Origin of the sequence: Chloracidobacterium thermophilum B, from assembly GCF_000226295.1 — a bacterium.
Lineage (GTDB): Bacteria > Acidobacteriota > Blastocatellia > Chloracidobacteriales > Chloracidobacteriaceae > Chloracidobacterium > Chloracidobacterium thermophilum.
Window position 1 is genome coordinate 1,418,371 of the sequence record NC_016024.1, and the last position, 13,188, is coordinate 1,431,558.

A 13,188-nucleotide genomic window follows, 5' to 3' on the forward strand; every position below is an offset into this window, starting at 1 on the left:
TGTAGTTTCCCGGATAGCATAAAACGTCTTTTGCAATGGTTGGGCTGAATGGATGGCCCGAAGTGTAGCCAGCGCGGCATCGCTTTTCCAATTTGGTATGCCCCTGCTGTCAGAAACGCCCTGCCCGAAATAAGAGGACGCACGGATGTTGAAACTTGAGGAACTGACCCCCGGTGCAAGTGTCCGGGGTATCCTGCCCCATTCGGCGGTCACGGTCGTCAGCGTGCAGTGGCACGGCTCGGAGGCGCTGACGCTGGTGTACCGCGATGCGAGTGGTCAGGTGGCCGACGAGCTTCTCTTTCGCCAGGATGAGGAGCGCCTTGAGATTGTCGCGCTGGGCCGCCCGTGGAGCTTTGACGGTAACGGCGCGGCTTTCCGTCTGGTCGCGGAGGCGCACCGCATCCGCCTCGCCTACCTCTTCGATCCGCTTCTGGCCGTGCATACCTCGCTGGTGGAGCCACTGCCGCACCAGATCACGGCGGTTTACGAAGCCATGCTCCCGCGTCAGCCGTTGCGCTTTCTGCTGGCCGACGACCCCGGAGCCGGCAAAACCATCATGGCAGGCCTGCTTATCCGGGAGCTGATGGTCCGGGGCGATCTGGAACGCTGCCTGATTGTCTGCCCCGGAAACCTGGTTGAGCAGTGGCAGGATGAACTGACCCGGCGCTTTCACCTGCCGTTCGAGATACTGACGAACGACAAACTGGAAGCCGCCCGCACCGGCAACTGGTTTCTTGAACAGAACCTGGTCATTGCCCGGCTGGACAAGCTCGCGCGCGACGAACAGGCGCAGCAAAAGCTGGCCGCCCCCGCGAACCGCTACGACCTCGTGGTGGTGGACGAAGCCCATAAGCTCGCCGCCAGCTTCTTCGGGGGCGAGGTCAAGTACACCAAACGCTACCGCCTTGGCCAGTTGCTCTCCGGCCTGACGCGGCATTTTCTCCTGCTGACCGCCACGCCCCACAACGGTAAGGAAGAGGACTTTCAACTCTTCCTGGCGCTCCTGGACGAAGATCGCTTCGAGGGACGCTTCCGCGATGGCGTCCACCAGGTGGACACCAGCGACCTGATGCGGCGGATGGTGAAGGAAAACCTGCTCACCTTCGACGGTACGCCGCTGTTCCCGGAGCGCATCGCCCACACCGTTCCCTACCGGCTCTCGGAGTCCGAGGCCGCCCTGTACCGGGAGGTGACGGAGTATGTGCGGGAGGAGTGGGGCCGCGCCGAAGCGCTCCGGGATGACCGCCGGGCGGGCACGGTGGGCTTTGCGCTGACCATCCTCCAGCGCCGCCTGGCCTCATCCCCGGAGGCCATCTACCAATCGCTGCGCCGGCGACGTGAGCGGTTGGAAAAACGGCTGCGCGAGCTGGAACTGTTGCGTCGCGGTGGTGCGGTAGCCGTAAACGATGGTGCTGTCTTCGACGCCGAAAAGCTCGAAGACCTGGAGGACGCGCCGGAGAGCGAGATTGAAGCTGCCGAGGACGAGATTCTCGATCAGGCTACGGCCGCCAGCACGATGGACGAACTCCGGCGGGAAATCCAGGCGCTCGGACGGCTGGAAGCTCTTGCGGCTCAGGTGCGAAGAAGCGGCGCGGATACCAAGTGGCGGCAACTGTCCGAACTGCTGGACGAAATCTTCACCACGCCCTCCCCGGAAGCCGCCCTCCCGAAAGCCGGGAAATACGTTCCTCCGGCGGTGTCCTCGCCACGCCAGAAGCTGGTGGTGTTTACCGAACACCGGGATACGCTGGGCTACCTGCAGCGCCGAATCGGCGACCGCTTCGGGCGCCCGGAAGCGGTGGCGATCATTCACGGCGGCATGGGACGTGAGGAACGGCGTCAGGCGCAGGAGCGCTTTCTTCATGACCCGGAGGTGCGGGTGCTGCTGGCCACCGATGCCGCTGGCGAGGGGATCAATCTGCAACGGGCGCACCTGATGGTCAATTACGACCTGCCCTGGAATCCCAACCGCCTGGAGCAACGGTTCGGCCGCATCCACCGCATCGGCCAGACCGAGGTCTGCCATCTGTGGAACCTGGTTGCGGCCGAAACCCGTGAGGGGGATGTGTACCGGCGGCTGCTGGAAAAGCTCGAAGAAGCGCGGCAGGCCCTGGGCGGGCAGGTGTTTGATGTGCTGGGCAGGCTGCACTTCGAGGGCCACTCCCTACGGGAGTTGATGATTGAAGCCGTCCGCTACGGCGACCAGCCCGAAGTCCGGGCGCGCCTGACCCGGGCCATTGAACACGCTGTGAATCGTGACCATCTGCAGGACCTGCTCGAAGAGCGGGCGCTGGCCCACGACACCATGGACATCAGCCGTGTGACCCGCGTGCGGGAGGACATGGCGCGGGCTGAGGCACGCCGCCTGCAACCACACTACGTCGAGTCATTTTTTCTGGAGGCTTTCCGGCGTCTGGGCGGAAGCCTCCGCGAGCGCGAGCCGCGCCGCTACGAGATTACTCACGTACCGGCACTGCTGCGCCGACGCCATCGCCAGCCGGGCGCTGGCGACCCGGTGCTGGAGCGCTACGAGCGGGTGGTTTTCGAGAAGCACCTGATGGCCCCGGCGGGCCAGCCGCTCGCCTCCTTTGTCTGTCCGGGACATCCCCTGCTGGAAGCCGTACTCGCTCTCACCCTTGAACGACACGGCGACCTTCTGAAACGCGGCGCGGTGCTGGTGGATGACCGTGACCCATCCACGAGTCCACGGGTGCTTTTTTTCCTGGAGCACGCCATTCAGGATGCCAGCCGGTTGTCTTCGGGAGCGCGGCAGACGCTCTCGCGCCGGCTGCTCTACGTTGAACTGGACGCCGAAGGCCGCGCCCGCCATCTGCACTACGCGCCCTATCTGGACTATCGTCCTCTGCGCGACGACGAGCCGGATGCGCTGACCATCCTCAAGCAGCCCCAGTGCGCGTGGATTACCGGTGATCTTGAGCAACACGCCCAGAGCCACGCCATCGCCACGCTCGTTCCCGAACATGTGCGTGAAGTCCGCGAGCGACGCCTGGCCCAGATCGAAAAAATCCGCACGGCGGTCAAAGATCGCCTCACCAAGGAAATCGCCTACTGGGACCGCCGGGCCGAGGAGCTGAAGCTAATGGAGCAGTCCGGTAAGCCGGGGTCCCGGCTCAACTCGCAGGAAGCCCGCCGCCGGGCCGACGAACTTCAGTCCCGCCTTGAGCGGCGCCTGTCCGAACTGGAGAACGAGTCCCGGATTTCAGCCCTGCCGCCGGTGGTGCTGGGTGGGGCGGTGATCATTCCGGCCGGGCTGCTCGCCCACGTGACCGGCAAGCCAGCGACAGTGACAGACACCCCGGCTGACACGCAGGCCGTGGCCGCCCGCGCCCGCGCCATCGTGATGGACGTTGAGCGGCAGCTTGGTTTTGAACCGACCGACCGGGAGTTCGAGCGGCTGGGCTACGACATCGAGAGCCGCGACCCGAAAACCGGCCGGCTGCGCTTCCTGGAGGTCAAGGGCCGGGTCAGTGGAGCCGCCACAATCACCGTCACCAGAAATGAGATTCTCACCTCGCTCAACAAGCCCGATGACTTTATTCTGGCCCTGGTGGAGTTTCTGGAAGACGGCAGGCACCGGGTGAGCTACCTGCGGCGTCCGTTCCAGCGCGAGCCCGACTTTGGCGTTACCAGCGTGAACTACGACTTTGCTGTCCTCCTAGCCAGGGCCGAGGAGCCAAGATGAGAAAGAAGCTGATCGAAGTTGCACTCCCGCTCGAGGCCATCAACGCCGCCAGCGCTCGTGAGAAGTCCATTCGCCACGGCCACCCCAGCACCCTGCACCTGTGGTGGGCGCGCCGTCCGCTGGCTGCGGCCCGGGCCGTCATCTTTGCCCAGATGGTGGATGATCCCGCCAGTGTGCCGGAGGAATTTCCCACCCCGGAAGCACAGGAGAGGGAACGCCAGCGCCTCTTTCGCCTGCTTGAGCAGCTTGTACAGTGGGAAAACACCACCAACGAGGAAGTGCTCGAAAGCGCCCGGCGCGAAATCCGCCGGAGTTGGGCGCGGCACTGCCTTGGCGCAGCGGCATCACGCCTTTCAGACGACGAGATTGTTGAGGCGATCAATGCGGGCAGGATGCCCGCGCTCCCAGGTTTTCACGATCCCTTTGCCGGCGGGGGTGCGCTGCCGCTGGAGGCGCAGCGGCTGGGGCTGGAAGCCTGGGCCAGCGACCTCAACCCCGTGGCCGTGCTGATCAACAAGGCCATGATCGAGATTCCGCCCCGGTTTGCGGGCCAGCCGCCGGTGAACCCCGAGGCGCGCCAGGACAAGCAACTCTTCGCCCGCGAGTGGAAGGGCGCGCAGGGTCTGGCCGAGGACGTGCGCTACTACGGCCAGTGGATGCGCGCTGAGGCGGAAAAACGCATCGGACACCTGTACCCGAAGGTGGAAGTGACCGCGGAGATGGCCGCGGACCGCCCCGACCTCCAACCGCTCGTGGGCCAAAAGCTCACCGTGATTGCCTGGTTGTGGGCGCGGACGGTCAAAAGCCCCAATCCGGCTTTTGCGGATGTGGATGTGCCGCTGGTTTCCACCTTCATCCTCTCCAGCAAGGCGGGCAAGGAGGCGTACGTCGAGCCAATTATCCTGGCGTCCCGCCCGCGACTTGTGGCGGGCGAGACGCCCGCCCTCCCAGGGTATTACTTCACGGTCAAGGTGGGTAAGCCGCCGGAAAAAGCCAGGAATGGCACCAAGATGGGCGGAAGCGGCAGCTCTTTCCTGTGCCTGCTTTCTGGTACCCCAATCGGATTTGATTACGCACGTGCCGAAGCCATGCAGGGGCGTATGGGAGCGCGATTGATGGCCATCGTCGCGGAAGGACCGAACGGGCGCGTTTATCTGCCGCCTACCGAAGAACACGAAGCCATTGCACGCTCAGCGCAACCGACGTGGAAACCTGAGACGCCATTACCTGAAAAGGCCCTTGGGTTTCGTGTTCAGCTCTATGGCATGAAAACCTATGGCGACCTCTTCACCCCCCGCCAGCTTGTGGCGCTGACGACGTTTTCCGATCTGGTGGCCGAAGCGATGGAAAAGTGCCGCGAGGACTACCTGGGAGCGCGGGCGTCCCGCCCGCAAACCATCTGGCACTCCCGCGGCCGTCTCCCTCACTTCGAGGCCGGCGAGGTGCCCCAGCACATCACCTTTCGCCTCCACGACAGCCTGCCGCGCGAGCTGCTTGCCCGCTGGCAGGACGAGCTGGCGCGCCTGCCCGAAGATGAGCAGGCACTTGAACGCCGCAAGCGCATTGAAGCCGCGCTCGACGCCGGGCACGGCGCCTGCTGGCTGCGCGATCCGCACATTGCGGAGCTGGTGGAGCAGTCCCTTCTTCACTTTGACGGCGAGCGCTACGCGCTGCACGCCTGGTGCGTGATGCCCAACCACGTCCACGTACTGGTGACGCCGCTCCACGGCAACAGCCTGTCGTCCATCCTGCACGGGTGGAAATCGTTTACGGCCAGGGAGGCCAACCGGCGGCTGGGGCGCGAGGGGCCGTTTTGGATGGAGGAATACTTTGATCGCGCCATACGCGACGAAAACCACTTCCGGCGTGTGGTGGAGTACATCGGGAACAACCCCGTCAAGGCTGGATTGTGCCCGGAGCCTTCGGCGTGGCGGTGGAGCAGCGCCTGGGAGGGCGGGCGTCCCGCCCGCCATGACTCGCGGGCGGGACGCCCGCGCTCCCAGGATGCGATCCCCTTGCGCGACGGCGGCACCGGCGCCCAGGCCTACGCCGAGGCCTACGCCGAGGCCGTGGGGGTGTATTTGGCGATAGGGATCAGCAGACTCGCGAACCGATTGGCCACGATATGTATCTGGAACCAAGTCGGTGAAAAGATCGAGCAGGTCTTCGCACGGCAAGCAATACCTATGACTTGGGACTTCGCGGAAGCAAACGTCTTCTCGGATAGCACGGGCAGTTGGGCGGGCTCACTGGAGTGGGTGCCAACCGCGTTAGAGGCGTTTCCCCCAAAGGGAATTGGTCAAGTTGGCCAGGCTGATGCCAGTAACCAAGTGATTAGTGCGGGCAAGATTGTTTCAACGGATCCACCCTACTACGACAACATCGGCTACGCCGACCTCTCCGACTTTTTCTACGTCTGGCTGCGCCGCACGCTCAAGCCCGTCTTTCCCGACCTCTTCGCCACGCTCAGCACGCCCAAGGCCGAGGAACTGGTCGCCACGCCCTACCGCCACGGCAGCAAGGAAAAGGCCGAGCGGTTTTTCCTTGAGGGCATGACGCAGGCGATGCGCCGCCTCGCTGAACAGGCGCACCCGGCCTTTCCGGTCACGATCTACTACGCCTTCAAGCAGGCCGAAACCCTGGGAGCGCGGGCGTCCCGCCCGCGTTTTGTGGCGGGCGGGACGCCCGCCCTCCCAGGGGTGGCCAGCACCGGCTGGGAGACCTTTCTCGACGCCGTGATCCGCGCCGGCTTTGCCATCACCGGCACCTGGCCAATGCGCACGGAACGGCAGGGACGGATGATCGGCAATGACACCAATGCCCTTGCTTCCAGCATCGTCCTCGTCTGCCGCCCGCGCCCGAAACATGCTCCCACGGCCACGCGCCGCGAGTTCGTCTCCGCACTCAAAGCTGAACTGCCGCCCGCGCTGGCCGAGCTGCAGAAGGCCAACATCGCCCCGGTGGACCTGGCGCAGGCGGCCATCGGACCCGGCATGGCCGTCTATACCCGTTACGCGCAGGTGCTCGACGCCGAGGGGCAGCCCGTCTCCGTCCGCGAGGCGCTGGCGCTCATCAACCAGACCCTCGACGAGGTACTGACCGCGCAGGAAGGCGACTTCGATGCCGATACGCGCTGGGCGGTGGCGTGGTTTGAACAGTACGGCTTTGACGAGAGAGAGTTCGGGGAGGCCGAGACGCTCTCCAAAGCCAAAAACACCAGCGTGGACGGCATGGTTGAAGCCGGTATCCTTGCCTCGCGGCGCGGCAGGGTGCGGCTTCTGAAGCCCGAAGAACTGCCGGCCGACTGGGACCCGGCCACGGACCCGCGCCTGACCGACTGGGAGATCGTGCATCACCTGATCCGGGTGCTGGAGCGGGAGGGCGAGCCTGGCGCGGCCGGACTGGTGGCCAGACTCGGCGCCCGGGCCGAGATTGCGCGCGAGCTGGCCTACCGGCTCTATACCGTGTGCGAGCGCCGGAAGCGGGCGGCGGAAGGACTTTCGTACAATGCGCTGGTGCAGAGTTGGCCGGAGATAGCGCGGCTGGCGGCCGAAAGCCGCACGACACGCCCGGCTCAGGAGACGCTTTTTGAGCATACGGAGGCTTGAGGCTGGCTATGACCAATAAGGAACGGGTGGGGAAGGGACTGGACCTCTTGCGCGCAGGGCTGGGCCCCTACGTGGAGCGCGAAGTGCAGGAGGCGGTGCGGGCGGGCGCGGTAAACATGGAGACGGTACGCCGCTATGCCGAGGATCCGCTGCTAAAAAACAAGCCCATTGCTGAGTGGGACGTGGCGGGCCTGCTCAAGCTGATGTGGGAAACCTGGAACGACGTGTTCCGCAAGACCCTGGGCTTCGCCGAACGTTCGCTGGTCAGCGAGCTGCGCGATTGGCGCAACCGGTGGGCGCACCAGAAACCGTTTTCCAGCGACGATGCCGACCGCGCCCTCGACTCCATGGAGCGGCTGCTGACAGCCGTTTCAGCTTCGCAGTCCGACGAGGTCAACCGGCTCAAGATGGAGCTGCGCCGCCTGGTTTTCGACGAGCAGGTACGCCACGAGAAACGCAAGGCCGGAGGCTCGTTGATCGAGGTTTCCGCCGACGGCAGCCGGCTCAAGCCCTGGCGCGAGGTGGTCGCGCCCCACCCCGACGTGGCCAGTGGTCGCTACCAGCAGGCCGAGTTTGCCGCCGATCTGTGGCAGGTTCACTTGGGCGAGGGCAGTGACGAGTACCAGAATCCCGCCGAGTTCTTTCGCCGCACCTTTCTCACCGCGAGTCTCAAGCGGCTGCTGGTGGGTGCCGTCCAGCGTCTGTCTGGTACGGGTGGCGATCCGGTGGTGCAGCTCCAGACCAACTTTGGCGGCGGCAAAACCCACTCCATGCTGGCGCTCTATCACCTGTTCAGTGGAGTGGCTCCGGCCAGACTGGCGGGGGTGGAGGAACTGATGGCCCACGCCGGTGTGACAGAGTTGCCCAAAGCGCGCCGGGTGGTGCTGGTGGGCAACAAAATTTCGCCCGGCAATCCCGCGCGCAAGCCCGATGGCACGCTGGTGCGCACGCTGTGGGGCGAGCTGGCCTGGCAACTGGGCGGACCGGAAGCCTACGCGCACATTGCGGCGGACGATGAGCGGGCGACCAACCCCGGCGACCGCCTGCGCGAGCTGTTCCGGGACTATGGTCCGTGCCTGATTCTGATTGACGAGTGGGTGGCCTATGCCCGCCAGCTTCACGACGCCGCCGACCTGCCGGGCGGCAGCTTTGAGACCCAGTTCACCTTTGCCCAGGCGCTCACGGAAGCGGCCAAACTGGCCGGCAACTGCCTGCTGGTCATCTCGCTGCCGGCTTCCGACACGCAGGCGGACGATGTGGAGGTGGGCGGTCTGCGGGGGCGCGAGGCCCTTGACCGGCTGCGCAACGTGGTGGGGCGGGTGGAGTCGGCATGGCGGCCCGCCAGTGCCGAAGAGGGCTTCGAGATTGTGCGCCGCCGGCTGTTTGAACCGCTGGCGGGCGCGGAAGCCTTCACCCAGCGCGACCTCACGGCCCGCGCGTTCGCCGAACTGTACCGCGCGCACCCGTCCGAATTTCCCCCCGAATGCAAAGCCATCGGGTACGAACAGCGCATCCAGGCGGCCTATCCCATTCACCCGGAGGTCTTTGACCGCCTCTATGAAGACTGGTCCACGCTGGTCAGATTCCAGCGCACGCGCGGTGTCCTGCGCCTGATGGCGGCGGTGGTTCACAGCCTGTGGGAACAGGGGGACCGCAGCCCGCTGATTCTGCCGTCCACCATTCCGGTGGATGACCCACGGGTACAGTTTGAGCTGACGCGCTACCTGGCGGACAACTGGACACCGATTATCGGGAAGGACGTGGATGGGCCGGGTGCCCTGCCGCTGAAGATTGACGGCGAGCTGCCCAACCTGGGCCGGATTTCGGCCACCCGGCGGGTGGCCCGCACCATTTATCTGGGTTCGGCGCCCACTCCGGCGGCGGCGCACCGGGGGCTTGAGGAGCGCCGGGTGAAGCTCGGCTGTGTGATGCCGGGGGAGTCACCGGCGGTCTTTGGAGATGCGCTCCGGCGGCTGGGGACCGCAGCCACCTACCTCTATCAGGACGGGACGCGCTTCTGGTACGCCACCCAGCCCACCGTGACCAAGCTCGCGGAGGAGCGGGCGGAACAGCTCAAACGTGACCCCGACCGGGTGGCCGTTGAACTCGAAGCCCGTCTCCGCGCCAACGTCAGACAGACCGGCGATTTCGCACGGGTGCACCCGGTGCCACGCACCAGCGCGGACATACCGGACGAACGCGAGGCGCGGCTGGTCATCCTGCCGCCGGAACACGCCTACAGCAGGGAAGGCGACAACGCGGCCGTGAGTGCCGCCCAGGCGATGTTCGAGTCTCGTGGCCATGCACCCCGGCGCTACCGCAACACCCTGGTCTTCCTGGCGGCCGACAAGGTGCGCCTGCCGGACCTGGAGGATGCCGTACGCGGCTTCCTCGCCTGGCGCTCAATTCTGGATGAGAAAGAGGCGTTGAATCTCGATCCCCACCAGGTACGGCAGGCGGAAACCCGACTCCAGACGGCGGATGTGACGGTGAACGCCCGTCTGCCGGAGACTTACCAGTGGGTTCTGGTACCGGAGCAGCCGACGCCGCAGGCGGCGGTGACGTGGCAGGCGCTGCGGCTGGCCGGCTCTGAGCCGCTGGCCGTGCGCGCCAGTAAAAAACTCAAAAGCGAAGACCGGCTTCTGGGGAAGCTCGGCGCCACCATCCTGCGCAAGCATCTGGATGAGATACCGCTGTGGCGGGGCAACCACGTCCCGGTGCGCCAGCTTGTGGAAGACTTTGCCAGTTATCCCTACCTGCCCCGGCTCATCGGGCCGGAGGTACTCATCCGGGCCATCAGCGACGGCGTGGCGCTGCTCAGTTGGGAAGTTGAGACCTACGCCTACGCCGAAGGCTGGGATGAGACCACGGGCCGGTATCGGGGGCTGCGCGGCGGCCAGCCGGTTCAACTGACCCCTGAAGACGGCGGTCTGGTCGTCAGGGCGGATGTGGCCCAACAGCAGCGGGCGGCCGAAATTTCGCCCCAACTGCCGGTCACCGGGGGGAAGGGGGCTGAAATTGCCCCTTCCAGGGCGGATACCGGAGGCAACGGCGATGCCGGCAACCAGGCCGGGGGGACGCTCCCGCCGCCACGCCCCTTGCCACGGCGCTACCATGGCACCGTACGCCTTGATCCGACCCGCGTGGGCCGCGATGCCGGCCGCATTGCCGAGGAAGTCATCGTGCATCTGGCCGGGCAACCCGGCGCCGAGGTGGTGGTTACGCTGGAAATCGAGGTCCGCCTGCCGGATGGGGCCACCGAGCATACGGTGCGGACGGTGATGGAAAACAGTCGCGCCCTGAAGTTTGAGACCTCCGGCTTCGAGATTGACTGACCGCACCCAAGGGACAGGCCGCCCTTTTGTTCCGTGGTGCTTTGTCGCCGGGGGGCGTCGTGCCGCCTGGTGGCCGGTGTGGGGGGCATTGGTTTTTCAATCCCCGGTGCGTCCCCAACGGCAGCCAGAATAGTGTGAACGAAAGAGTGGAGTCGTAGCCCGACGTGACACGAAAGCACAACGTACGCCTGGGACCGTGGTTGCACCGCCTGGCACCCTATGCCGTCGGCGGGATGAGTGTGTGCGCTCTGACCGCAGCAGGTTTTTACCTGAAGGTCCATTCGACGACGGCCGCGCTGCTCTACCTCATCGTCATTGTTCTGGTGGCGCTCCGAACCGGCGCCGCTCCATCGGCGGTGACCGCCCTGCTGGCGTACATTGGACTGGATTCGTTTTTCACCGCGCCCCTGTTTCGTCCGGCGATGAACCAGCCGCTGGATGTCGTCGCACCCATCGTGTTTCTGACGACGGCATTTACCATCAACCGCCTGGCCGCGAAAAACCGCCAGTCGTTTCAGGAGATTCAGTCGCTTCAGGACCAGCTCCGGCTGGTGATGGACACCATACCGGGGTTGGTCTGGAGCGAGTCGCCGAATGGTTCGGTGGAGTTTCTCAACCAGCGTTGGCGTGATTTTCTGGGGGCGTCTTCCGCGCCGGTGACGGATTTGCGGCGCAACCTGCCGGTACATCCGGCAGAAGCCGATGCCCTGGCGGAACAGTGGCAGCAGGCGCGGGAGCGTGGCCGGGCCTTTGAAACGGAAGTCCGGGTGCGCCGCGCCGACGGGGTGTACCGGCGGCTGCGGTTGCACGTCGTTCCGGCCGGCGAACCGGGGCAGGTCGTCAAGTGGTACGGGCTTGGGACGGACATTGAGGACTGGCGTCAGGCGGAAGAGACCCTTGCCAGAGTCGAATCCGAACTGGCTCTGGTGGCCCGCCGGACGCTGCTGGGCGAACTGGCGGCCTCGATTGCCCACGAAATCAACCAGCCGCTTGCGGCGATTGTCACCAACGGGAATGCCTGTCTGCGGTGGCTGGGGGCTACGCCGCCGAACCTCCCGGAAGCCCGGACGACTGTGACGGCCATCATTCGGGATGGCAATCGCGCCGCCGAGATCATTGCACGGATTCGCGCCATGCTGAGCCGGACCGAGTTGAAAAAGGCCACGTTTGACCTGGGGGCAGCGCTGGTTGAAGTCTTGTCCCTCATTCGGAACGATCTCGTCAGGAAGGGCATCACCATCCACACCCGTTTGGCTTCAGACCTCCCGGCCGTTTTTGGTGACCGGGTGCAGTGTCAGCAGGTTGTGCTCAACCTGTTGGTCAATGCGGTGGAGGCGCTGCTTCCGGTGACTGAGCGCTGGCGGGAAATTTGGCTGTCCGCAGAACCCTATGGCGACGGTCAGGTGCTGGTGACGGTGGAAGACAACGGTGTTGGTTTGGGGGAAGCCCACGAAGCCGACATCTTCGATGCGTTTTACACGACGAAACCCGACGGCATGGGGTTGGGATTGGCGATCAGTCGTTCCATCATCGAAAACCATGGCGGCCGCCTGTGGTGTGTCGCCGGTGATGGCTTTGGCGCAAAGTTTCAGTTTACGTTGCTGACCGAGGGCCATGCGGGGTGATGGATTCGCCAATTGTGTACGTGGTTGAGGATGATGTTTCGGTGCGCCAGTCGCTGGAGAACTGGTTGCGCGCGGTCGGCTACCAGGTAGCGTCCTTTGCTTCAGCCGAGGCGTTTCTGCGTGCCGTGCGGGCTGACGACACGCCGGGTTGTCTGGTGCTTGATGTGCGCCTGCCGGGGTTGAGTGGGCTGGATTTGCAGTCCCGCCTGACGGCGGCTGGGGTGGACCTGCCGATCATTTTCATCACCGGTCACGGAGACATCCCCATGTCGGTGCGGGCCATGAAGGCTGGGGCCTTTGAGTTCCTGACCAAGCCGTTTCAGGAGCAGGAGTTGCTTCAGGCCATCGAGCAGGCCATTGCGTATCATCGCCAGTGTTGCGCCCAGCGCGCCGAACTGGCTGCCCTGCGGCAACGCTATGCCACGCTGACCGCCCGCGAACGCGAGGTCATGGCGTTGGTCGTGGCCGGCTGGCTCAACAAGCAGATTGCGGCTGAGCTTGGGACAAGTGAAATCACCGTCAAGGTCCATCGTGGACATGTGATGCGCAAAATGCAGGTGGCCTCTCTCCCGGAATTGGTGCGGGCGGCGGAACGACTGGGGCTTTCCGGTTCCTCGTCGGCCTGAAAGCGCAAGGGTGAGAAACCAAACTTATACCAACGTATAATAGCTTTTTCCTTCATCCGGTTTCATGATGAAGGCTTGTGCAGTTATTGGCCGAACGGAGGGCACAGGCTGAAACCGGTCTTTGAAATTTCTCTCTGAAATTGCCTGAAACTCATTCCGTGAAAAGCCCAACCGGGCTGAAAGATCATGCTCTGCCCGGTTTGCCCTGTTCTGTCAAAAAAACAGGTTTAGCATCAAAAGACAAAAACAAACAGTTTGGTAAAGCTTTCTGCCCGAAACCGTTTCTGTTAT

At 64.6% G+C, this 13,188-nt stretch carries 5 protein-coding genes; all 5 read left to right on the top strand.

Translation table 11 applies throughout. The features are described from left to right. The first annotated feature begins 145 nt into the window (after positions 1-145). The 5 genes from CABTHER_RS05900 to CABTHER_RS05920 all read left to right on the top strand — a co-directional run bounded on the left by CABTHER_RS05900 (position 146) and on the right by CABTHER_RS05920 (position 12,897). Positions 146-3,703 carry a helicase-related protein gene (locus CABTHER_RS05900; RefSeq protein ID WP_014099692.1) on the top strand — a complete coding sequence of 1,186 codons (3,558 nt, stop codon included), beginning with the start codon at positions 146-148 and terminating at the stop codon, positions 3,701-3,703. Next, positions 3,700-7,311, top strand: a complete 3,612-nt coding sequence (locus CABTHER_RS05905; RefSeq protein ID WP_014099693.1) for an REP-associated tyrosine transposase — start codon at positions 3,700-3,702, stop codon at positions 7,309-7,311. The genes CABTHER_RS05900 and CABTHER_RS05905 overlap by 4 nt, the downstream gene beginning before the upstream one ends. Before the next feature lie 8 nt (positions 7,312-7,319). Next, positions 7,320-10,646, top strand: coding sequence for a Swt1 family HEPN domain-containing protein (locus CABTHER_RS05910; protein WP_014099694.1), 3,327 nt, complete (start codon positions 7,320-7,322; stop codon positions 10,644-10,646). A gap of 164 nt (positions 10,647-10,810) precedes the next feature. After that, positions 10,811-12,271: an ATP-binding protein gene (locus CABTHER_RS05915; RefSeq protein WP_148263961.1), complete on the top strand. Its 1,461-nt coding sequence runs from the start codon at positions 10,811-10,813 to the stop codon at positions 12,269-12,271. Continuing rightward, positions 12,271-12,897, top strand: coding sequence for a response regulator transcription factor (locus CABTHER_RS05920; RefSeq protein WP_014099696.1), 627 nt, complete (start codon positions 12,271-12,273; stop codon positions 12,895-12,897). The genes CABTHER_RS05915 and CABTHER_RS05920 overlap by 1 nt, the downstream gene beginning before the upstream one ends. Positions 12,898-13,188: the final 291 nt, after the last annotated feature.